Source organism: Streptosporangium sp. NPDC049248, from assembly GCF_040678965.1.
Taxonomy (GTDB): Bacteria; Actinomycetota; Actinomycetes; order Streptosporangiales; family Streptosporangiaceae; genus Streptosporangium; species Streptosporangium fukuiense.
On sequence record NZ_JBFAQY010000003.1, the window covers coordinates 537,452 to 559,472 of the forward strand.

The window sequence follows — 22,021 nt, forward strand, 5'->3', positions numbered from 1 at the left end:
TGATCTGAAGTACCGGCCACTCGTCTAGCATGCGCGAAAGAGTGGTGAAGGCGAGGATATGACTGAGCGCGAGCAGGCACCGGCGGGAATCGACCCCACGGTCCCGAGTGTGGCCCGTATGTACGACTACTACCTGGGAGGCAAGGACAACTTCGCCTCCGACCGGGCGGCCGGTGACAGGATCGTGGAGCTTGTCCCCAACGTGAAGGACGTGGCGCGCTCCAACCGCGCCTTCCTCGGGCGCACCGTGCGGCATCTCGCCGCCGCGGGGATCCGCCAGTTCATCGACATCGGCGCCGGCCTGCCGACACAGGAGAACGTGCACCAGGTCGTCCTGCGCGAGGCGCCCGACTCCCGGATCGTCTACGTCGACAACGATCCCATCGTGCTCGTGCACGCCCGCGCGCTGCTCGCCGACAACCCGCAGACCACCGTGATCTCCGGGGACCTGCGGGAGCCGGACGCGATCCTGGATCACCCGGAGGTCCGCGAGCGCATCGACTTCGACCAGCCGGTCGCCGTCCTCATGGTCTCCATCCTGCACTTCGTCGCGGACGACAAGGAGGCCGCCGACATCGCCACCTCCTTCGGGCGGCGGCTGGCCTCGGGCAGCCACGTGGTGATCTCCCACGTCACCTCCGGCGACCTCAGCGAGGAGCAGGTCCGCCAGGGCCGTGGTGTCTACGGCACGACCACCGCGGGCGGTGTCTTCCCCCGCACCCTCACCCAGATCCGCGGACTGTTCGACGGGCTGGAGATCCTCGAACCCGGTCTGGTGCCCGTCTACGACTGGCGGCCCGACCCCAGCGACGTCGTCATCCCGCCGGGAGCCGGCGCCGTCACGGTGGGCGCCGTCGGCCGGGTTCCCTGACCGGCGACGCGCCTTTCCCCAGGCGGCCAACCTGGGCGGGCGGTGAACTTGTCGGGGCGGACGTGCGTATCTCCAGGATGTTGACACATTCGTGCCAGTCCGGTGTCGTCAGGAACGCGCGCGCGATCGCCGCGGCGATCCTCGCCCTGTCGTTCTCCATCGCCTGCAGCGCGGACCGGCCCGCGGGTCCCCCCGCCGCCGTGGCGGCGGGCGACGCGGTCCCCGCGGGGCCGCCGCCCACGGTCGAGCAGCTCGCCAGGAAGGTCGGCTGCAAGGCCGAGATCCAGGTCGACGCGGTCGACATCCGTACCGGAGCCTGCGAGACCTCCGCCGGCCGGTTCTTCATCAGCACCTTCGTCACCCAGCACGGCAAGGACCAGTGGATGGACCAGGCGCCGGAGTACAACCCCCATCTCGTCGGGGAGTTGTGGACCGTACTCGGCGCCAGGCAGGTCCTGGACGAGCTGCGCGAGACGCTCGGAGGCGACCTGCACCTGACCGACCACCGGGTGACCCCCACCCCCACACCGCCCGCCGGGTGACGGCGGAGACACGGGCCCGTGCCGGGCGGGCCCGGGGTCTCCGTGCGGCCCGGGGCGGCCCGGGGCGGCCCGGGGGCAGCCCGGATGCCGGACGAGCGGGCGCGTCGTCTCGTCCGGGGCCGGATCACTTGCCGTAGCGCCGCTAGATGTGCGAGCCGCGATATTTCTGTCAGAGATCTCTTGTCTAGCACTACTAGAGTCGGCGGGACGTCCACGGGCGGGCCGGCGAGAAGCCGCTCCCCTCGGGAGCGGAGGAGACACAGGGGGAGCGCCGTGGCGCGACGGCATCGGCTGATCGTCACGGTCGCCCGCGAGCCGGCCGAGACGGAGGGTGAACTTTATCCCTGAATGAAATGGATACGGCATTGCCTGCGGATTCGTCGATCCGTAGCATCCGTCACATGTCCATCACGCGTGAGTTCGCCTATGCCTCGCCCTCGCGTCCCGCTGACGGCGAGTGCGTGTGGTACCGCTCCAAGGGTGACGTCTACGACCTGATCCGTACGGGCAGCGACGGGGACTTCAGGTATCACGCCTTCCATGCCCGTGACGGCCGCTACCTCCAGGCGTTCGCCTCCTGGCAGGACGGCATGGAGTGGATCAGGGAGCGCGTCGAGGCCGAGTAGGGCCGCCTGCCGCGGACGCGTCGGGCACGAGGCGCAACGCCGGGCGCGGGTCGGGCAGGTCGAGCAGCTCACGCACCCGGGAGACCGGCCAGGCCAGCTGGGTGGCGAGCCGCTCCATGGTGAGACCGGTCTCGCCGACGGCCAGGTCGAAGGCCTGGCGCAGCAGCACGGGCTGCTCGCCGGGGTAGCCGCTTATCGGCTCGGCGGCGAAGCCCGGCTGGTCGCGGAGCGTCTTGAGCCGCTGGTAGGCGCGGCTCGCCGCCGAGTCGGAGATCAGACCGACCTCGCGGCAGCGGTACAGCAGGGAGTCGACGGACACGCCCCAGGTGCGCTTGAGCTCGACCAGCCTGCGCAGGTCGAGGCGGCCGGGCAGCTCGGGCAGGATGCTGTCGCGCGGGGTGAGGAACTCGGCGGCGAAGACGTCGGCCTCGCGCTCCTGCTGGGCGTCTCCCGAGGCCGCGTCACCGTGCAGCACCAGATGGCCCAGCTCGTGGGCGGCGGTGAAGCGGTAGCGGTGGATGTCGTCGAACCGGTTGGCGGTCAGCACCACGATCGGGCGCGGCAGCTGGGAGGTGGAGAAGGCGTCCACCGTGGTGGCGTCCTCGTCCGGCGGCGGGAGGACCACGACGATCCCCTGCGCCTCCATGTGCCGTACGACGTGCGACAGCGGGCCGGTGCCCAGCCGCCAGAGCCGCCGCAGGGCGCGGGCGGCCTGGACGGGGTCGCGGGGCAACTCGACGCCGGAGTGGACCTCGCCGCCGGAGAAACCGGGAAGGGCCACGTCCGGCAGCCTGACCTGCTTCTCCAGGGCGTGGGCCAGCTCCCAGACCTGCTCGACGAAGGCCGCGGCCTTGGCGCGCTGGTGGGCACGGGTGGAGCGCAGGCTCCTGAAGTGCGCCATGGACCCGTCCAGCTTGCCGTGCGGGCGGCCGAGCAGGAAGAACGCCGGTGGCACGCCGAGCGCGTCGGCCAGGCGGGGAACGAGCTCGGGGCGTGGACGGGTCATGCCCGTCTCGTACTGCCCCACCGCCGCGGGGGTGACGCCGATCCGCTCGGCCAGGTCCTTCTTCGTCATCCCCGCCAGCTGCCGCGCCTGGGTCAGCCGCGCCTGGTCGAACGCGTCGGTAACGGCCTGCGGGCTCGGGCCGCCCTCGGCGACGCCGAACAGGGGGGGCTGGTTACGGTTGCTCATTGTCGCCGGTGACCACGGTTTCCTCTGGTGCCTCACTGCCTACGGGGAAGATCTTGCCATTCTTCCGCTCGGCCGAAGACCGCGTGCTCAGCGCGAGGTCGGGCAGGAGACCGCCGTCGAAACGCGACGCGGCACCGGGCTCCGTCGCCCACGGGCCGGCGAGGGGACCGGCGGGGGCGGCCGGCAGCGGGATCGGCTCGTGGTGCAGCCAGCGGATCCTGCCGAACTCGTCGACGAGCTCCGCCTCGCCCCAGTAGAGCCGCAGCAGGCCGGCCTGCGCGTTGCCCGCGTAGGCGACCGGGACCAGCCGGGTCTCGTCGGGCAGCCCGGTGAGCGCGGGGCGGACCGTGGCCGGACCGTCCGCCCCCGCGGACAGGTCCAGTCCCTCCTGGGCACCGTCCCCGTCGAGTGCCAGGTCCAGTTCCTCCTGCCGGTAGGAGGTCGCGGGGCCGAACCGGTCGAACAGCTCGCGGACCAGCGAGGAGATGCGGCCGTCGCTGATCCGGGCCTCGGAGATCGGCGTGCGGTCGTCCTCGGCGTAGCGGAACGGCAGCAGCAGGTTGCCGCCGAGCACCACCAGGTGGTGCGGCGAGCCGTGCGGCCTGACCAGCCGGAAGCCCGGTTCGTCGCGCAGTCCCTCGGCGAGCGCCTCGTAGCGCCTGGCCATCATGGTGAAGCCGTAGGTGTACCGCTTGTCGCTGTGCGCGGAGCTCTGCGCGTCCTGCGCGTTGCCCATCGCCTCAAGCAGCGAGACGGCCAGTTGCCGCCGTACGACCTCGGCACGCTCGCCGAACCGCTCGCTCGCCCAGCCTGACCCCACTCGCGCCGACCCCGCCCGGCCCGGTGACAACGCCCCCTCGCCCATCGACGACCTCCGCTCACGCTTCACCCGGTGTCAGACGGTCATCGCCGACACTTCATTTCCGTGCATCGTACTCCCGCACGGGCTCTATTTGATGTTGTCTGTCTCCCATGTCGCCGACGGCCCCGCTCGGCGGGCGTGAGGACGGCAGGCTTTGGCCACCGAGCGAAAGCGATCATGAGAGATGCGGAGCACCCGCGTGCGTGGTGATGTGCATCGCCTTCGCGGGGCGCCTGGATCCGGTTGTCTCACCTACCTGTTGTGGGAGGAACCTTTCCCGCCCTCTTTTCCATTGCCCTTCGTGTCGTTCCTGGAAGGCTTGATCTTGATGACCGCACTCTGCGTGGCGGCCGGGGCGACCTCGTTCGTGGCGGTGACGGTGAAGGTGGCCTTGCCGGGTTTCACCGGCTTGCCGGAGAGCATGCCGGACGCGGCGTCAAGGGTGAGCCCCTTGGGCAGTTTGCCGGCGGTGACCGTGAAGCTCGCCTTCGGAAACGCCGAGGCGGTGAAGGTGTGGGAGTACGCCTTGCCGACCTGGCCGCCTGCCGGAGCCGAAGAGGTGATGACGGGGGCGCGGTAGAGCTCGCTCTCGCTGTTCACCGCCGCGAACGGCGCGTTGGCGTCGCCGGTCCACCGGTAGAGCGTGAGGTCGGAGGTCTGCTGCCCGTTCCTGGTGCCGTTGCGCGCGAGGTAGAAGAGTCCGTCTCCGAGCGACTCCATGCCCACGTCCGCCTTCTGGACCCAGCCGCGGACGCCGCCGGCCTCGTGCGTGCGGCCGTCCTCCGCCAGCGGGATCAGCAGGCCCTGCTCCCCGCCGTTGCCGACGAGCTCGCCGGGCACGGGCCGGGTCGCGGCGTCCACCGCGAAAAGCGTGTAGTTCGGGAAGGTCGGCTTGGCGCCGGCATACACGCCCATGAACCAGCGCCGCAGGAAGTCGTCGTACTCCAGGTTCTGCACACCGTACGTGGTGTTGCCGGTACGGACGAAGTACTTGCCCGGTGCCTGTTCTGGGCCGCTGTGGTGGGGGGCCGCCTCGACGAGCGGCTTCTCGTAGCCGGCCCAGTCGCTCGTGTCGTACTGCAGCAGCACCTGGTGGTCGTTGTCCGTGCGGTTGAGGTTCGAGTAGACGCCGTAGGCCACCGTCAGGTACTGCTTGCCGCCGGTCGTGCCGAACTTGGGGCCGAAGCCGACGCCGTCGATGCCGCTGCTGCCGTAGCGGTGGTCGGGGGTGTTCCCGATGTCGCCGTCGAAGATCCCGTTGCCGTCCATGTCGGCGGTGAAGTCATTGACCACCTCGCTGAGGTAGACGGTCTTCACGATCTCGGAGTTCTGCGCCGCCATCCCGATTCTGTCGATCGCGTCGACGTCGATGACGGCGATGTAGAAGGCCTTCTGCGCCTTGTACTCCAGCGAGCCGTAGACGCGGCCGTCGGCCTCGTTGAAGTCGAGGTCACCGAGATGTCCGGTGAACCCGCCCACCGTGCCGACGACGTTGCCCTCAAGGTCGGTCTTCACGAGCAGCGTGGTGAACGAGTGGTAGATGTACCCGTTCGTCTGGTCGATGGCGATGCCCTGCACGTGGCCCGCGCTCCAGGCGCCGCCGCTGACCGCCTTGTTGAAGCCCTTGATCTTGGGAACCCCCGGCGATGCGGTCGCGCTCGCCGGCTCACTCACCTTGCCCTCGCTGTTGACGGCACGCACCCACAGCTTGTAGACACCGGCCTTGGAGGGGGTGAAGGTGTGCGCGGTTCCAGCCGCCGGAGACCAGGCCAGACCGGCCGGGTCGGCTTCGGTGGTGCCGATCGCGACCTCATAGCCGGTCACGGTCGCGGGCGTTCCCGCGGGGGTCTTGCCCGCGTCGGTGGGCGCGGACCAGGTCAGCGTGGCCTGGGTGTCGTTCTGCGAGACGTGCAGGCCCGGTGGCGTGCCCGGCGGGGTCGCCTCGGGGGCGAGTCGAGTGACCTTGATGTCGTCGAAGGCGACGGTGGAGTTGTTGACGACGAGGCCGAGGGTTCCGTCGGCGCGGAACATGTCCTTCGTCGACAGGTACGGGACACCGTCGATCGAGAGGGTGGCCCGCGTGCCGCGCACCTCAAGCGAGAGCGCGTGCGTCTCGTTCGTGTTGAGCGCGACGCCCGCGGCGGCGGTGACGGGGGACGCGTACGCCGCGCCGGCCGCCTTGCTCACCGCGTACTCGAGACCGTTGCTCAGCTTGGTGTTGCTGCGCACCACGAACACCGAACCGTAGTCCTGCGCACCGTGGAAGTCCGCGGCCACGTTGAGCCAGCGGGAGTCGTTCGCCACCTGCAGGAAGTTCGCCGTGGCCTCAAGCCGGTAGTTCTCGTAGCTGGTGCCGAACGTGACGCGAGCACGCTGTCCGTTGACGGAGGTGCCCTCAAGGCGGCCGTTCTTTACCTGCCAGGTGCCGAGGTGGCTGGTCCACCCGCTGGGAAGCCGCCCAGAGGAGAAGTCCTCGGCGAGAACAACCGTGTCACCGTCGGCCGCCAGAGCTGGGACGGTGCCGAGACCCAGCATCGAGGCGATGAAGGTCGAGGTGGCCCACACCGCCACTCTCCTGGTACGGCGCGTCATCCTGTTGCCGCGCATGCGTCACTCCTTCACAACATCGCCCACGCCTCGGCTGGGGCGTCCGGTCGCGGTGGCCGCGAACGGCTGCTCATCTATCGGTGACAGAGTGGCCGGGCTGATTGAACGGGAGTTATCGCTTTGCCGACAAATCATCAAAAAGCGGACACATTGGCGTCGGCAACGCGTCAGCCTCGGCGGTGTCGACCCCGCAGCTGTCGGCAGGGCCGGGTCGTGCCGCCCGTACGGGAGGACACCTCAGGTCGGGGGAGCGAGGGTTCCGGCGGCGAGGGCGTGGGTCAGGGCGGTGGCGGCGGCCTGGCCCGAGGCGGTCAGCTCCCGGAGTTCGGTCTCGAAGGTGAAGATCCCGCGGAAGGTGTCGCCGTACCTCCGCTGCTCCTCGACCGAGAGGCGCGGCACCTGGGCGCGGCGCGGGTCGAAGCGGGTGGAGCCGGACTGGGTGCCGGTCGTCGCACCCGGGGAGAGAGCCCGGACGAAGCCCGCGAGGAAGAACGGGTCCAGCCGGTCGGGGTCGGGGCGCAGCAGGACGAGCCGGGGACCGAGCAGCAGGCCGGGCTCCTCGATCACCCGGGTGGCCAGGCCGCCGGTCCCGATGGCGGTGACCACGTCTCCGGGCTCGATCCTGATCCGGCCCTCGGGGCGGGTGCGGGTCTCCACCGCGCCCCCGTCCAGGACGTGCCGGTCGGTCAGTACCGGATCGCCGGAGCCGTCGATCTCGAAGCGCCCCGCCTGCCAGACGGCCAGCGCCCCGATCCGCTCCAGTTCCGCCAGCGTGACGGACGGCAACTCCTGGCCGGTGCCGGGGACGGCCTCGGGGACGAGGGTGGCCAGCCGCCCGAGCCGCTCGGCCAGCCGCTCGCGGAGCAGGAGGTAACCCTCCGCGGAGACCTGCTCCTCGGTGCCGAGATAACGGGAGGGGGTGACGTCGACGTCCTCGTCGACCAGCTCGATGATCGGGACAGTGCGGCTCTCGCCCGGCCTGTCGACGTCGAGGTCGGGATCCGCGCGGAACTCGCGCCACCGCTCGGCCACCGCGTCGAGGTTTCCCAGGTCGGCCTCGGCCATCAGAACGCGGGACGGGGTGGGGTCGTCGGCGGTGGGCTTGCGCAGCACCCAGATGTGCACGGGCAGCGCGGTGCCGCCCGACGCGACCTTCGGGGGGAGGCCGATGACGGCCCGCAGGGTCCCGCGCCGCAGCAGGTTGCTGCGGATGCGGCGGCCCGAGCGGCGGTTGGCGGCGATCGCGGGCATCAGCAGCACCGCGACGCCGCCCGGCGCCAGGTGGGCGAGCGCGTGCTGGACCCAGGCCAGCTCCGACTCCATCTTGGGCGGTAGCCCGTACTCCCAGCGCGGGTCGCTCGTCAGCTCGTCGTATCCCCAGTGGCGCTCGTTGAACGGGGGATGGCACACGACGGCGTCGACGGTCAGGTCGGGCCAGGCGTCATGGCGCAGCGAGTCGCCCGCCCTGACCTCGCCACCGGTCTCCGGCGCCCCACCCGCTCCGGCCAGTGTCAGGCGTGACCGCGCCAGCCGGGCCAGGGAGTCGTCGTACTCCTGCCCGTACGCGCGCCGCCCCGGGGCCGCCGCGGCGAGGAGGACGCCGAGGCCGCAGGCGGGGTCGAGGACGGACCGCGCGCCGGGCCCCGCCAGGTGGGCCATGAAGTCCGCGATCTCGGCGGGTGTCTCGGCCAGGCGGCGCGAGTGGACGTCGGCGTAGCGGTCCAGCAGGAAGCGGACGGCCTGGGGGCCGCCCTCCTCCTCGGCGTACCGCCTGATCAGCTCCCACGCGGGGGCCGGGACGGTGTGGGGCCTGCCCTGGCCGAGCAGGAGCTCGGCGGCCTCGGCGACGACCTCGCCGAGCCTGAGGTCGTCGCCGGCGGCGCGGACCTGTTGCCAGACGCGCTCGCGTAGCGGGAGCTCGGCCACCTTGCCCTGCTGGAGCAGCCACGCCTCGACGGCGCCGAGCGAGAAGGTCGGGCTGGTCGCCGTCCCGCCCACGGGCTCGGGGAAGTCCTCGTGCCGTCGCCGCCAGTTGCTCACGGCCGCGCGGCCGACGCCCGCCATCCGTGCGATGTCGGCGGCGGTGACGCTCGCCTCGTCCCCTGCCATCGCCAGCCTCCGTTTTCCCACGTCAGCCCATTTGACATGTGGACGACAACTTATCTCACAGCGTTGACGGGCGTCGATCGGCGGTATCGAGTACGTGTATTTGGTTCACGTGACGAGGGCGCCGGGCGTAAAAAAGGACCTGCGAATTGTCGGTGGGGCAGGCAAGGATGACCCCATCATGGTTATCCACCCGTCTCTCCCGTTCACCGCCACGACGTCCCCGAGCGGGGACATCGTGGTCTTCTACGTCGGCACCGAGCCCCGGATGACACCGGAACAGGCACTCGCGTTCGCCGACCAGCTCCGCGACCTCGCGGCCGGCGCGTCGCGCCCGGGTCGCCCGGAGCACTGGTCGGTGGACGCCGGATGTCCTGACCGTGCCATGGCGTATTCGCGGTAATCCCTTTCACTCTCCGTGGTCATTGCGTAACGTTCTGCCTGTCGTGGCCTCTGGAAAGAGGGGCCACCTCATCGATTCGCCGTGCTCCTGACGCCCGATGCCCAGGGCGCCCCCGGACGCGTCGACGTCGGATACGGAAGGACAGAACATGCAACCCTTCGAGCTCCCCGACTTCTACCTGCCGTATCCGGCCAGGCTGAACCCCCACGTGGAGACCGCGCGCGAGCACACCAGGGTTTGGGCGCACGACATGGGCATCCTCGATCCCGACCTCGGCATCTGGGACGAGGACAGGCTGGAGGCGATGGACTACGGCCTGCTCTGCGCCTACACCCATCCCGACGCGCCCGCCCCCGAACTCGATCTCATCACCGACTGGTACGTGTGGGTGTTCTTCTTCGACGACCACTTCCTGGAGGCCTTCAAGCGCAGCGGTGACCTGGCCGGGGCCAAGGAATACCTCGACCGGCTGGCGGCCTTCATGCCGGTGCACCCCACCGGGCCCGCTCCCGAGCCGGAGAATCCGGTGGAGCGCGGCCTGGCCGACCTGTGGGCCCGGACCATCCCGGCCATGTCCGCCGACTGGCGGGCCCGGTTCGTCGAGAGCACGAAGAACCTCCTCGACGAGTCCCTCTGGGAGCTCGCCAACATCAACGCCGGACGCGTCGCCAACCCGATCGAGTACATCGAGATGCGGCGTAAGGTCGGCGGCGCCCCCTGGTCGGCCAATCTGGTGGAGCACGCCGCGGGCGCGGAGGTCCCGGCCGCCATCGCCGCCAGCCGGCCGATGCGCGTGCTGAGGGACACCTTCTCCGACGGGGTGCACCTGCGCAACGACCTCTTCTCCTACGAGCGGGAGGTCGGCGACGAGGGCGAGCTCAGCAACGGGGTGCTGGTCTTCGAGCGCTTCCTGGGCTACGACACCCAGCAGGCGGCCGACGCGGTCAACGACCTGATCACCTCCAGGCTGCACCAGTTCGAGAACACCGCCCTCACCGAGTTGCCGGCCCTCTTCGAGGAGCACGGCCTGGACCTCAAGTCCCGCATCGACGTCCTCGCGTACGTCAAGGGACTCCAGGACTGGCAGTCGGGTGGCCATGAGTGGCACATGCGCTCCAGCCGCTACATGAACGGGACCTCGCAGACCTCAACGGTCGCCCCGGCCCTCCTCGGCGGTCCCACCGGCCTGGGCACCTCGGCGGCGCGCATCAGGCTGGCGCCCGGCATCACCGGCCCGGGTGGGATCAGGAGCCACACCCACGTCCCCCTGCGGAAGGTGGGGCCGGTGCCGCTGCCCGAGATCTACATGCCGTACCAGGCCAGGATGAACCCCAACCTGGACAGTGCCCGCCGCCACGCGGTGGAGTGGGCGCGCGAGATGGGAATGTTCGAGCAGCTACCCGGCTTCCCCGGGCTGGCCGTCTGGACCGAGCACAAGCTCGACGGCTACGACTTCGCCGTCTGTGCCGGGGCGATCAACCCGGACGCGCCCGGCCCCGAGCTGGACATCTCGACGTTCTGGCTCACCTGGGGGACCTACGCCGACGACTACTTTCCGGTGGTGTTCGGGCCCCGGCGTGACATGCTCGGCGCGAAGGTGTTCAACGAGCGGCTGTCGGCGTTCATGCCGCTCGACCTCTCCGCCACCCCGCCGCCGGCCAACCCGATCGAGCGTGGCCTGGCCGACCTGTGGTTCCGTACGGCGCCCCCCATGACGGAGAGCGCGCGCGCCAGGTTCCGCCGGGCCGTCGAGGACATGACGGAGAGCTGGCTGTGGGAGCTGGCCAACCACATCCAGAACCGGGTTCCCGACCCGGTCGACTACATCGAGATGCGCCGCAAGACCTTCGGCTCCGACCTCACCATGAGCCTGTCCCGGCTGGCCCACGGCCAGTCGGTGCCGCCCGAGGTCTACAACACCCGGACGATGCGCGGGCTGGACGACTCGGCCGCCGACTACGCCTGCCTGGTCAACGACCTCTGCTCCTACCAGAAGGAGATCCAGTTCGAAGGCGAGCTGCACAACTGCGTGCTGGTCGTCCAGGACTTCCTCAACTGCGACCTGCGACAGGCGGTCGCCATCGTCAACGACCTGATGACATCTCGAATGCGGCAGTTCGAGCACACCGTCGCCACCGAGCTCCCGGCTCTGTTCGACGACTTCGACCTCGACGAGGAGGCTCGGGAGACACTCAACGGATACGTGGCGGAGCTGCAGGACTGGATGGCGGGCGTCCTGCTCTGGCACATGAAGACCCGCCGTTACGACGAGTCCGAGCTGCGCCACCCACCCGCCACGACCCGCCCGGTCGGCGGTCCCACCGGGCTGGGGACCCTCGCCGCCTACGTCGGCGGGAGCTGAACGACACACCCACCGTGACCGGTCTCCGGTCGGGAAGCCCGGCCGCGGGCCGCCGAAGGGGAAGTTCACCGTGCGACCGCGTTCCGGTCCGGAGTGAGGTTCATCGTACGGCCGGGCCCCGGTCAGGAGCGGGACCCGGCTCTGTTCCCTCTCGCTCGGTTCCGTATGACGGCATCAGGCGAGTCGGAGGCCAGGCACGGCCCGGTACACCTACCGGCTGCGTCTGTCATCAATCAGCGGCGACGACCACGACCTGCCCCCCCGCCGAGCACGGCGGGAAACAGCCCGGTGGCCGGCCCGCCACCAGAAGATGATGGTCAGGCGGAAACCGAAGCGCGGACAGACCCTGTCGAAGGGGTGCCGGTAGGGATGAGAACTCCGCCCGCGTGATGCTCGTCCGGGCTGGTCTCAACCCGGCTGGTGTTGATCGTGGAAGACCTGACGGGTCCGCCGGTCCGTCAGACGGCGTGAGCCAGGAGTCCCCTGCTTTCAAGCGGGGGAGGAGTCAAGCCCGCTCGCTGACATGGTTGACATCATGCGGGGGCCGGCGACGCCGGTCGGGTACATGGCCGTCGCGTTCAAGGTGACGGTCCATGCGCTGGGCGAATGCGGACTGCGATATCCGAGCCTGGGCCGGCGGTTTCGCGAATCTCTGCCGGGCGGAAGGGCACGGTGTGACCATTCCGTCCTCCACGGGATGTCAGGTTGAACACTTCTTCTTTGTTCGGGGAATCCCTCACCGTCATACGGATGATCGCGGCCGGGGAGTTTAGCCGCCATCTCCGGAGTGTGGTCTCTGGGGGCGCCGACCTGTGCTGTCGTGGCCGATATTTATGTCGAACAGTTCATATCCGGCGAAGGGCGCATGAAGGATGATCAATCTATGGAATCAGGGGAGCCTTCGCGAATCAGCGTTTATCGCATTGTTCGGAAGATCGGGGAAGGTGGGCAGGGCGTCGTCTATCTGGGCGAGACGGATTCCGGCGCTCTCGTGGCCATAAAGCTGTTCCATGTCCGGCTCGGTCGAGACAGCGCCGTCCGTGACGACTTCGAGCGCGAACTGGAAGTCGCCAAACGGGTCGCTCGTTTCTGCACGGCACAGGTCCTGGATTTCGGCATCTCGGGGAACCGCCCGTACATCGTGAGCGAGTACGTCCCGGGCCGCGCGCTCCAGGAGTTGGTGACCGAGGAGGGGCCGCGTTCGGGCAGCGCTCTGGAACGCCTGGCCATCGGCACGGCCACCGCCCTGGTCGCCCTGCATGACGCCGGAATCGTCCACCGGGATTTCAAGCCGCAGAACGTGCTGATCGGCCCGGACGGCCCCCGGGTCATCGACTTCGGCATCGCCCGCGACCTCGCCGGGACCGGCCCGGTGACCAGCAGGATCGTGGGAACACCCGCCTACATGGCCCCCGAGCAACTGAGCGCCGGTCGGCCCGGTCTCGCCCTGGACGTGTTCGCCTGGGCCTCCACCGTCGCCTTCGCGGCCACCGGCCGGCCGCCGTTCGGTGACGACGCCATCCCCGTGGTCATCAACAGGATTCTGAGCCTCGATCCCGACCTCGACGGGATCGAGACGCCGCTGCGAGACCTGCTCGCCGAATGCCTTGCCAAGGACCCCGGCCGGAGGCCCACGGCGCAGCAGATCCTCGATCGGCTGGTGCGTGGGAGGGGGCCCGCTTCTGACGGCTCACAGGAGACCCGCGCTGTCCCCCGCCTGGGCACTCCCGGGGGAGACGGCGCTCCGCGATCACCGGTCCGGGCAGGGAGGTCGGGCTCGCCGGGCGGGAACGGTGGAGATGACTCGTCGGTCCGGGACGCGGAGTCGGGTTTCCCGACCAGGGGCGGAGCGGACGCCTCCGGCGTCATGGGCGCCGACACGGACCCGGACGCGCGCGGGAGGAGGCGTACGACGGTTCTCGCGGTCCTCGCGCTCCTCACGGTCGTCGCCGGGGCCTCCGTTGCTCTGCTACCCGTCGGAGACTCGACCGTGCCGGGGACCTCGCGGGTGTCGGCCGGCGCGATGGGAACGCCGGAGGACGTCACCGGCCGTGTTTCTGCCTCCGCCGGTACGGGGGTGGCCTCTCCTGAGGCGCCGGCACCATCGGTGTCCGCTCCCGTCGGGAGCAGTCGCCCCGCGACGGAGTCGGCGGTGCCCCCGTTCTCTCGCGACCCCTCCGCCTCCACCGGCCCCGAACCCTCGCCCGGAGACTTGCGGCCCGGACGGTCGTCGCCCGAACCGGCATCGGCAGGACTCGTCGAACTCGGCCCCGGGCGTTTCACCGGCTACTGCAGGGCGATCGGCTGGGAGTGGGTGGAATACCGGAAGATCCCCAGGCCGGGCGCCTACTGCGTCAGGCGGAAGGGAGACCAGACCATGTATCTGACCCAGGCCCGACGTGACGCCGGCTGCCGGTGGCGGTTCGACAAGCCGAAAGCCGTCCACCGTTTCAAGAACAGTTCGAACTACTGTTATGTCCCCCGCTGACGGGGCCGCGAGCGGTCGTCGGACGTCCCGCTCGGTCACGTCGTGCGCCGGTCGTGGGACGTCCGGGCGGCCACGCCGCCAGGCGACGCCCCACCTGCACCGAGGCGATCACCGCCTTGGTTCCGACGAAGGAGGGGAGGAGGAGCGGCAGCACCGTACCGAAGATCGCCCAAGAGGGGACTTCGCGGAGGGGCTGGGGGCGGTAACGGCGGCCTGTGCCATGGAACCGTCTCCTTCGGGAATGCCACGTCCCGATCGTGGGGAGGCTACGACGATGCGCAGACGTGGTCCAGAAGGCCGCAACGGTACGTTCACAGTGGCATGCCGGCTCAGATCCGACCGATTCCACTCGCCGTCGTAGTCAGGTTGATGACAACGTACGATGCGAGTCCGGCTCCGTCCGTGGGCCGTAAGGAAATCAAATGCTCACCATTCGGAGCCGCCGTGTGACGATCCGTTTGATCTTGGTCTGTCATGGTCCCACCGTCGCACTCTCCCGGGCGTCCTTCCCGGCCGACGAACCGCTCACCGAACGAGGTGGGCAGGCGGCCGGGAACGGGTGGGAGTCCGCGGCGACGGCCTGGTGCAGCCCCGCCGCCGCGGCCAGGGAGACCGCGGCGGCGCTCGGACTGGACCCGTCGATCGAGCCCGCGCTGCGTGACTGCGACTACGGGCGCTGGCGTGGTCGTAGGCTCGCCGAGGTCCAGGTCGCCGAACCCGAGGCGATCCAGGACTGGCTCACCGATCCTGCCGCCAGGCCGCACGGCGGGGAGTCGGTCGTGGATCTGATCGAGCGGACCGGCGACTGGCTGGCGGGCCTGTGGCGGGACTCCTTCCACGGCCGCGCGGTCGCGGTGACGCACGCCGCGGTCATCCGGGCCGCGCTGGTGAACGTGCTCGCCGCGCCTCCTACCTCGTTCTGGCGCGTCGACGTCCCGCCGCTGGCCCGGGTTCGGCTCACCGCCCACCACGGCCGCTGGCAGCTGCGCGCGACAGAGCCTGACCGGCCGCCGGTCTGACAGCGAGCCACGACCTCAGGCACGGTGCTGAGAGACCCCGCCGTACGGCCCGACGTCCAGCATTGCGGTCGCGGTACCGGGATCGACCGGTGGCCTGACAGCCGGATAGTGCTGTTCGCGGTCATCCGAAAATGCTGGCCAAAATTCGACGAGCCCGGGTTTCGGTATGGCCTTCTCCTTCCGCCTCGGGTGGAGAGTGTCCGCTCAGAGGCAGCCGACGCGGGTACCGGGCAACGAGAGGTTCGACTATGCCGTCCAGGGGAGTTCACGCCCGGCCGCGGGGAAGCGCCGTGACAGGGGGCACCGGCGCCCACGGATTCCCTCGGTCACGATGCCGGAGGTGAGGGACGGTCGGCCGTCCGACGTGTCGCTGGCCGGCCTGACCGCCATCAGCGGACTCGTGGACGCGATCAGCTACGTGGGCATCGGTCAGGTGTTCATGGCGAACATGACGGGGAACCTGCTCATCCTCGGCTTCGCCGCGGGCGACCCGTCCAAGTTCCCGCTCGTCGCGACGGCCATCGCCGTGCTGGGTTTCTTCCTCGGGGCCGGGCTGGCCGGTCGGCTCACCGACAGGGTGTCGAACGTCCGCCGCAGGATGGTCCTCGCCATGACCATGGAGACCAGCCTGTTCGCCGTCACCACGGTGGGCTCGTTCCTCCTGCCCACCACCCAGGCCGGCCGCTACCCGCTGATCGTCGCCCTGGGACTCGCCATGGGCGGACGGAACACCGTCGTGCGCCGCCTCAAGATCCCCGAGATCAGCACGACCGTGGTGACCGGTACGTTGGCCAACCTGGCGGCTGATTCGGTGCTCGGCACCGGAAAGCGCACGCGGGCCCGCCGGCGCGCGGGGGAGATCGTCTCGCTGGTCCTCGGAGCCTGTGTGGGTGTCCTGCTACTGCGACACTTGGGGTTCAACGCCACGCTGGCGGCGTTGACCCTCCTGATGGCCGTGATAACCGCCCTCTACGCTTGGCGCACCTCGCCGACACGTGCCCGCTGACTCGCTACCGGTCTCACCGGCCGATCAAGTAGCCCTGGACCACCGATCCGTCCGCCGCGATGACACGCCGGCCTTTTCTTGAACGTGGGCAGCGCCAACCATAGGCCGCCACCGCCGTAGAGGCCGTCGTCTCAGGAGTTCCAGTGAATCGCCTCGGGAGGTGCGGGGCGGTCGGCGGGTCTTTCCGCAGAGTGCCCGGCTGGGGTCTGCCGGGTTTCCCGGCGACCGCCACATCCGGTCGGAACGGCAGGGGCGGTGTCGGCCACGGCGGCGCCGGGTCACCCAGGTGTACGGAGCGGCTCGGCCGGTCGCGGCGGTGCGGCAGCGCATATGTTTGTGGGCGACCGTCGCCGACGAAAGCGTGGAGAGCGTGGCAGAAGATCCGGCCTGCCGCACTTGATCACGGCCTGGCAGCCGAGGCCGGTGGCGGCCCGGATTCTCACCACCCTGCGAAGTGCGGCGGGGAATCGACGCCCGCTCTTGACGTCAGCAATGTTTGCGTTAACGCTTTGGGCGGAAACCTCCGTGAAATCCCCTCATGACTTTCGCGGCCCGCCACCTGCTTTTTTGTTAGCGTTAACATGCGTTAGGAGATTACCAGCATGCTGCGCATCACCCCCCGCGCGGCGGTCGACGTCGTGACGATCGGGCAGGCGGGAAGCCGATGAACAGGCTCCTGCGCCGCCCGTCGCGGCCGGCGGCGCTGACCGCCATGGTCGTGCTGAGCCTGATCGCCGCCCTGCTGACGGCCCCCGCGGCCCACGCCACACCGGCCGTCCAGTACACCAACCCCCTGGCCACGCAACGAGCCGATCCCCACATCTTCCGGCACACCGACGGCTACTACTACTTCACCGCCACCGTTCCCGAGTACGACCGCATCGTGCTGCGCCGGGCCACCACCCTGCAGGGCCTGTCCACCGCGCCCGAGACGGTCATCTGGCGCAGGCACGCGAGCGGCGAGATGGGAGCCCACATCTGGGCACCGGAGATCCACTTCATCAACGGCAAGTGGTACGTCTACTTCGCCGCCGGCCGTGCCGACGACGTCTGGCGGATCCGGATGTACGTGCTGGAGAGCGGCGCCGCCAACCCGCTGACCGGCACCTGGACCGAACGCGGCCGGATCGCCACCCCCTGGGACACCTTCGCGCTGGACGCCTCGACGTTCGTCGCGGGCGGCGTCCGGTACCTGACCTGGGCGCAGCAGGAACCCGGCATCGCCACCAACTCGAACCTGTACATCGCCCGGATGGGTGCCAACCCGTGGACCATCACCGGGTCGACGACGCGGCTGACCGTGCCGACGCTGGCCTGGGAGACACGCGGGTACAAGGTCGCCGAAGGGCCGACGGTGATCCAGCGCAACGGCCGGATCTTCCTCACCTACTCCGCCAGCGCCACCGACGCCAACTACTGCCTCGGCATGCTGACCGCCTCGGCCTCGGCCGACCTGCTCAACGCCTCCTCCTGGACCAAGAGCCAGAACCCGGTGTTCGCCACCAACGCCACGACCGGCCAGTACGGGCCGGGCCACAACTCCTTCACCGTCTCCGAGGACGGGCAGAGCGACATCCTCGTCTATCACGACCGCAACTACCGGGACATCTCCGGCGACCCGCTCAACGATCCCAACCGGCGTACCAGGCTCCAGAAGGTGTACTGGACCGCGGACGGCACCCCCAACTTCGGCATCCCGGTACCCGACGGGATCACACCGGTGCGGCTGAGGTCCTACGACCAGCCCGATCGTTTCGTCCGGCACTGGGAGTTCCGGGCCCGCCTCGACGCGAACGTCTCACCGCTGGCTGACTCACAGTTCCGGATCGTGCCGGGCCTGGGCGGCGGGGGAACGGTGTCGCTGGAGTCCGTCAACTTCCCCGGCTACCACCTGCGCCATCGCGGCTTCCAGGCATGGGTGGAGCGCGACGACGGCTCGGCGACGTTCCGTGCCGACGCCACCTTCACCCGCCGGGCCGGCCTGGCCGACGGTTCGGCGGTGTCGCTGGAGTCCGTCAACTTCCCCGGCTACTACTTGCGCCATCGTGACCTCCAGATGTGGGTGGAGCGCGACGACGGCTCGGCGGCCTTCCGTACCGGCGCCACCTTCACCCTGGAGTGACCCGCCGGCCTGGTTTCCCGGGCCGCCCATGCTCGATGCGGGCGGCCCGCTGCTCCCGCCACACCCATTCCGAAGCGTTTCCAGGAGCCCCCATGTCGCGAAAAAAGGGCATCATTGGCGCAATCTGTGCGCTTCTTCTCAGTCTCAGCTGCATAGCCGCCCTCACGGCGCCCGCCCAGGCGGTGGGGGAGACCACTTTCCGCAACCCGCTGCTGGCCGACGGCGCCGATCCGTGGCTGCAGTACCACCAGGGCAACTATTACCTGGCCGGCACCACCTGGAACTCCCAGCTGGTGATGCGCAAGTCACCGACCCTGGCGGGCCTGCGCACCGCCGCTCCGCAGTACGTCTGGTCGGACACCTCCGCCGGCGCCTGCTGCAACTTCTGGGCGTTCGAGTTCCACCGGCTCAACGGCCCCAGTGGAACCCGCTGGTACATGATGTACACCTCCGGGCAGAGCGGCACCCTCGACCGCCAGCACCTCAGCGTGCTGGAGAGCGCCGGCGACGACCCGCTGGGGCCTTACAGCCTCAAAGGCTCGCCGATGCCGAGCACCTGGAACATCGACGGTTCCTATCTCCAGCTGAACGGCCAGCTGTACCTGCTCTGGTCGGAGTGGCAGGGAGCGGACCAGAGCATGTGGATCGCGCGGATGACCAACCCCTGGACCATCACCGGCTCCAAGGTGCTCATCTCCCGGCCCACCTACGGCTGGGAGACCGTGGGCGGTCGGGTCAACGAGGGCCCGGAGGTGCTGCAGCGGGGCGGGAAGACCTTCATCGTTTACTCGGCCAGCTCCTGCAACACCCCGGACTACAAGCTCGGCATGCTGACGCTGACCGGCAGTGACCCGCTCAGCGCCTCGTCATGGACCAAGTCCGCCAACCCGGTCTTCCAGCAGGGCAACGGCGCGTACGGCCCCGGACACAACGGCTTCTTCAAGTCCCCGGACGGCTCCGAGGACTGGATCGTCTACCACGGCAACGCCTCCACCGCCCAGGGGTGCGGGAACACCCGCTCCACCAGGGCGCAGAAGTTCGCCTGGAACGCGGACGGCACCCCCGACTTCGGCACGCCCGCCGCCACCACCGTCGACCTGCCGGTGCCCTCCGGTGAGCGCGGCCCGCTCACCGCGGCGGTGAAGGGGGCCGCGTACACACTCGTCAACCGCAACAGCGGCCTGTGCCTGGCCACCACCGGTGGCTCCGGCGCCGACGGCGCCAACGTCGCCCAGCACTCCTGCGCCGGCTCCGCCGCCCAGTGGGTGCTGGACTCCACCGCCGACGGCTACCACCGCCTGGTCAACAAGCAGAGCAACAAGGTGCTCGATCTCGCCGACTGCGGCACCGCCGACGGCGTCAACGTCCGGCAGTGGGCCTGGTTGGACAACACCTGCCAGCAGTGGCAGCCGATCACCACGACCGACGGCTGGCTACGGCTGCAGAGCCGTAGCAGCGGCAAGGTGCTCGACGTCGCCGACTGCGGCACCGCCGACGGCGCGAACGTCCGGCAGTGGGCCTGGCTGGGCAACACCTGCCAGCAGTGGCGGCTGCAGCCGGTCGGCACGGCCGCCGTCGCCAGCGCGCAGAGCGGCAAGGTGCTCGACGTCACCGACTGCTCGACCGGCAACGGCGCGAACGTCCGGCAGTGGCCCTGGCTGGGTACCGCCTGCCAGAAGTGGACCTTCACCCACACCGACAACGGCTACCAGCGGATCCAACCCGCCCACAGCAGCGGCAGCTGCCTGATCGTGAACGCGGCCTCCACCGCCGACGGCGCCGATGTGGCGCAGGGGTCCTGCTCCGGCACCAACGCCCAGTGGCGCCTTGAGGTGCTCGCCGACGGCTCGGTCAGGTTCCTGGCACGGCACAGCGGCAAGGCACTCGACCTCGCCAACTGCGGGCTCGCCGACGGCACCGACATCGTGCAGTGGTCGTGGCTGAACAACATCTGCCAGCGGTTCCACCTCCGGGCGACCTGACCGGTCCGGCGGGCGACGGGCACCACCGGGACCGGCTGTCTCCGATCGAGGTCTCCAGACCCGAGCAGGTCCTCGCCCGCGCACGATCTCAGCCTTCTGCGCCTTCGGACATGCGGACCCGGGAGCCTGATGGCACACCGCCGGTGTCCGAACTACTGAGGGAACCTCAGTATGGCGTTGTGCGCAACGATGTCCTCGCGTTCGAGCGCGTCACGGTAGGGCCTGTCCGAGTGCAACGTCACCACGTCGACTCACTGGATCGACCCGGCGGTACGGGTGGAGAAGGTGGCTATCTGACCGAGTTGCGGGTCGCGCGTCGTCGTGCGTGCTGAAAGCGCGGTTCAGGGGTGTTGGAGGGGCCCGGATCCCGCTCGGCGGCGTGCGGCCACCATGGGCGAAGGCCAGTGGCGGGCCGGGGGTGCCCCCATCACCCGCCACCGGTAGACGTGACCCCTCCGCCGCGCTTTTCCTCCGACGGTGAGCAGCCAGGTGTGACCGGGTCCTTGCGGTTACCCCTAGAGGATGCCGATGCCGATGTTGCCGTAGTCGAGGGGCATCCCGTTCCCGACCCCGTCTCCGATTCCGATCCCGAGTCCGTCCCACGGGTCGGAGGGGGAGGCCGTCGCGTGAGCCGGACCGGCGGCTAGCGCGGGCGCGGCCAGGACGGCGCCGAGAGTGATCAGCCCAGCGGCGATCGTGGTGCGGTTCATCGCGGTCTTCTCCTTTGGGCGAGGGCGGCCCACCTGCTGCGGGCCGCCTCTCCATTGCTGTGCGCACTCATATGACTACCTGGAGAGAGCCGGTTCAACTTTGCGCGGCATCCGGACAACGGTTGAAGTTCGGGACACTCCCGCAGCTGTCCGGCCTGAGTCGCGACGGGAAGGGGCTTCCGCTATGTATCGAACACGCGTCCCCGTTCGCGCCACCTTTCCGGGGAGGAACCGGTCCGACACCGGAGGGTGCGGGTGGTCCGGCCGCCGGCACCGTTAGCCGCCCATCTCGTCCCACCGGTCAGAAGACCTGGAGGTCCAACTTTTTTGCGTACGGCCGGTTCCGGTGCTCGGCCGGGACCGCAAACCGCGAAGACTTGTTCGCGAAGGAATCTTTGCGAAGAAGTCTTCGCAGTTTAGGGTGACGGTATGACTGCCCCGAGAGTGAAGCTGGATGGTCCGCAGACCGAAGCGGACGCGGTTGTTCTGGACGCCAAGGGGCTGCGCGCCTTGGCGCACCCGGTGCGCGTGCAGTTGGTCGGGCTGCTGCGGAAGTACGGCCCGTCCACGGCTACCCGCCTCGCGGAACGGCTGGGCGTGAATTCCGGCACGGCCAGCTACCACCTGCGTCAGCTCGGCGCGGCCGGTTTTGTCGAGGAGGACACGGAACGCGGTAACGCGCGAGAGCGCTGGTGGCGCTCGGTATACCGGACGACCTGGTTCAATGACCCGGACCTGGCCGAGCGAGAGCCCGAGGCCGCACTGGCCTACCTGCGGTCTGTCGCCGCCATCTACACCCTGCGCACTCAGCAGACGCTGAACGAGCTGCAGACGATGCCTCGCGCGTGGCGGGATTCTTTCGACATGAGCGACTGGGCCCTTCGGCTCACGCCCGAGGAGACCGCCGCTCTGTACCGGGATTTGCGGGACGTCATCGCCCGCTACCGGCGGGATACGCCGGAGATGGCGGCGAGGGCCCCGGAGGGAGCCGAACGGGTCGCCCTTATCACCTACCTCCTGCCTGAGCTGGACGCGCCCGCAGCGGCGGCAGTTCAGGCCGGTCCCGAGAATGCGGCAGGAACGGAGAGGTTATGAGGGAGGGGGTTTCGGGCGCTGGCCGGAT

The 22,021-nt window shown here is 69.6% G+C and carries 16 protein-coding genes; 11 read left to right on the forward strand and 5 right to left on the reverse strand.

The window, feature by feature from the left end; all coding sequences use genetic code 11:
* Nucleotides 1–58: 58 nt before the first annotated feature.
* From AB0K21_RS09155 to AB0K21_RS09165, 3 genes are all read left to right on the forward strand, one after another.
* Nucleotides 59–871 (forward strand): SAM-dependent methyltransferase, encoded by an 813-nt coding sequence (locus AB0K21_RS09155; protein ID WP_343966874.1) that lies wholly within the window; start codon nt 59–61, stop codon nt 869–871.
* A gap of 77 nt (nt 872–948) precedes the next feature.
* A complete protein-coding gene (locus AB0K21_RS09160; RefSeq protein ID WP_364148943.1) occupies nt 949–1,413 on the forward strand; it encodes a hypothetical protein in 465 nt (154 codons plus the stop codon).
* Between the two features lie 401 nt (nt 1,414–1,814).
* Nucleotides 1,815–2,039 carry a hypothetical protein gene (locus tag AB0K21_RS09165; protein ID WP_030912140.1) on the forward strand — a complete coding sequence of 75 codons (225 nt, stop codon included), beginning with the start codon at nt 1,815–1,817 and terminating at the stop codon, nt 2,037–2,039.
* Here AB0K21_RS09165 and AB0K21_RS09170 read toward each other — a convergent pair.
* The 4 genes from AB0K21_RS09170 to AB0K21_RS09185 form a co-directional block, all read right to left on the reverse strand.
* Nucleotides 2,014–3,231, reverse strand: coding sequence for an XRE family transcriptional regulator (locus tag AB0K21_RS09170; protein ID WP_364148945.1), 1,218 nt, complete (start codon nt 3,229–3,231; stop codon nt 2,014–2,016). The two genes, AB0K21_RS09165 and AB0K21_RS09170, sit on opposite strands and share 26 nt — an antisense overlap.
* Nucleotides 3,218–4,120 carry a hypothetical protein gene (locus AB0K21_RS09175; protein ID WP_364148947.1) on the reverse strand — a complete coding sequence of 301 codons (903 nt, stop codon included), beginning with the start codon at nt 4,118–4,120 and terminating at the stop codon, nt 3,218–3,220. Before AB0K21_RS09175 ends, AB0K21_RS09170 begins: the two co-directional genes overlap by 14 nt.
* Nucleotides 4,121–4,345: 225 nt before the next feature.
* Entirely contained in the window at nt 4,346–6,700 is a 2,355-nt protein-coding gene (locus AB0K21_RS09180; RefSeq protein ID WP_343966864.1) for a putative Ig domain-containing protein, read from the reverse strand.
* 237 nt (nt 6,701–6,937) lie between these two features.
* Nucleotides 6,938–8,809 (reverse strand): N-6 DNA methylase, encoded by a 1,872-nt coding sequence (locus AB0K21_RS09185; RefSeq protein ID WP_364148949.1) that lies wholly within the window; start codon nt 8,807–8,809, stop codon nt 6,938–6,940.
* 178 nt (nt 8,810–8,987) lie between these two features.
* Between AB0K21_RS09185 and AB0K21_RS09190 the strand changes: the two genes are divergently transcribed.
* The 7 genes from AB0K21_RS09190 to AB0K21_RS09220 all read left to right on the forward strand — a co-directional run bounded on the left by AB0K21_RS09190 (nt 8,988) and on the right by AB0K21_RS09220 (nt 20,188).
* Nucleotides 8,988–9,209 (forward strand): hypothetical protein, encoded by a 222-nt coding sequence (locus tag AB0K21_RS09190; RefSeq protein ID WP_343966860.1) that lies wholly within the window; start codon nt 8,988–8,990, stop codon nt 9,207–9,209.
* 148 nt (nt 9,210–9,357) lie between these two features.
* Nucleotides 9,358–11,571, forward strand: a complete 2,214-nt coding sequence (locus AB0K21_RS09195) for a family 2 encapsulin nanocompartment cargo protein terpene cyclase (protein WP_343966858.1) — start codon at nt 9,358–9,360, stop codon at nt 11,569–11,571.
* 883 nt (nt 11,572–12,454) lie between these two features.
* Nucleotides 12,455–14,059, forward strand: coding sequence for a protein kinase (locus AB0K21_RS09200; protein ID WP_364148951.1), 1,605 nt, complete (start codon nt 12,455–12,457; stop codon nt 14,057–14,059).
* 446 nt (nt 14,060–14,505) lie between these two features.
* Nucleotides 14,506–15,078, forward strand: coding sequence for a histidine phosphatase family protein (locus AB0K21_RS09205; protein ID WP_343966855.1), 573 nt, complete (start codon nt 14,506–14,508; stop codon nt 15,076–15,078).
* Nucleotides 15,079–15,418: 340 nt separating this feature from the next.
* Nucleotides 15,419–16,084: a YoaK family protein gene (locus AB0K21_RS09210; protein WP_343966853.1), complete on the forward strand. Its 666-nt coding sequence runs from the start codon at nt 15,419–15,421 to the stop codon at nt 16,082–16,084.
* A 664-nt stretch (nt 16,085–16,748) separates the two neighbouring features.
* Nucleotides 16,749–18,206 (forward strand): family 43 glycosylhydrolase, encoded by a 1,458-nt coding sequence (locus AB0K21_RS09215; protein WP_343966851.1) that lies wholly within the window; start codon nt 16,749–16,751, stop codon nt 18,204–18,206.
* 182 nt (nt 18,207–18,388) lie between these two features.
* On the forward strand, nt 18,389–20,188 hold the full coding sequence (locus tag AB0K21_RS09220) for an RICIN domain-containing protein (protein WP_364148954.1): 1,800 nt from the start codon (nt 18,389–18,391) through the stop codon (nt 20,186–20,188).
* A 515-nt stretch (nt 20,189–20,703) separates the two neighbouring features.
* Here the strand turns inward: AB0K21_RS09220 and AB0K21_RS09225 are convergent.
* A complete protein-coding gene (locus AB0K21_RS09225; RefSeq protein ID WP_364148956.1) occupies nt 20,704–20,898 on the reverse strand; it encodes a hypothetical protein in 195 nt (64 codons plus the stop codon).
* A 429-nt stretch (nt 20,899–21,327) separates the two neighbouring features.
* Here AB0K21_RS09225 and AB0K21_RS09230 point away from each other — a divergent pair, with 429 nt between their 5' ends.
* Complete coding sequence (locus AB0K21_RS09230; protein WP_364148958.1) at nt 21,328–21,993, forward strand: helix-turn-helix domain-containing protein; 666 nt, start codon at nt 21,328–21,330, stop codon at nt 21,991–21,993.
* Nucleotides 21,994–22,021: the final 28 nt, after the last annotated feature.

Excerpts from the sequence above, each read along its gene's own strand:
- AB0K21_RS09180 (WP_343966864.1), bottom strand. The coding sequence starts at position 6,700 with ATGCGCGGCAACAGGATGACGCGCCGTACCAGGAGAGTGGCGGTGTGG.
- AB0K21_RS09215 (WP_343966851.1), top strand. The coding sequence starts at position 16,749 with ATGAACAGGCTCCTGCGCCGCCCGTCGCGGCCGGCGGCGCTGACCGCC.
- AB0K21_RS09155 (WP_343966874.1), top strand. The coding sequence starts at position 59 with ATGACTGAGCGCGAGCAGGCACCGGCGGGAATCGACCCCACGGTCCCG.
- AB0K21_RS09190 (WP_343966860.1), top strand. The coding sequence starts at position 8,988 with ATGGTTATCCACCCGTCTCTCCCGTTCACCGCCACGACGTCCCCGAGC.
- AB0K21_RS09225 (WP_364148956.1), bottom strand. The coding sequence starts at position 20,898 with ATGAACCGCACCACGATCGCCGCTGGGCTGATCACTCTCGGCGCCGTC.
- AB0K21_RS09170 (WP_364148945.1), bottom strand. The coding sequence starts at position 3,231 with ATGAGCAACCGTAACCAGCCCCCCCTGTTCGGCGTCGCCGAGGGCGGC.
- AB0K21_RS09195 (WP_343966858.1), top strand. The coding sequence starts at position 9,358 with ATGCAACCCTTCGAGCTCCCCGACTTCTACCTGCCGTATCCGGCCAGG.
- AB0K21_RS09160 (WP_364148943.1), top strand. The coding sequence starts at position 949 with ATGTTGACACATTCGTGCCAGTCCGGTGTCGTCAGGAACGCGCGCGCG.
- AB0K21_RS09230 (WP_364148958.1), top strand. The coding sequence starts at position 21,328 with ATGACTGCCCCGAGAGTGAAGCTGGATGGTCCGCAGACCGAAGCGGAC.
- AB0K21_RS09165 (WP_030912140.1), top strand. The coding sequence starts at position 1,815 with ATGTCCATCACGCGTGAGTTCGCCTATGCCTCGCCCTCGCGTCCCGCT.
- AB0K21_RS09200 (WP_364148951.1), top strand. The coding sequence starts at position 12,455 with ATGGAATCAGGGGAGCCTTCGCGAATCAGCGTTTATCGCATTGTTCGG.
- AB0K21_RS09185 (WP_364148949.1), bottom strand. The coding sequence starts at position 8,809 with ATGGCAGGGGACGAGGCGAGCGTCACCGCCGCCGACATCGCACGGATG.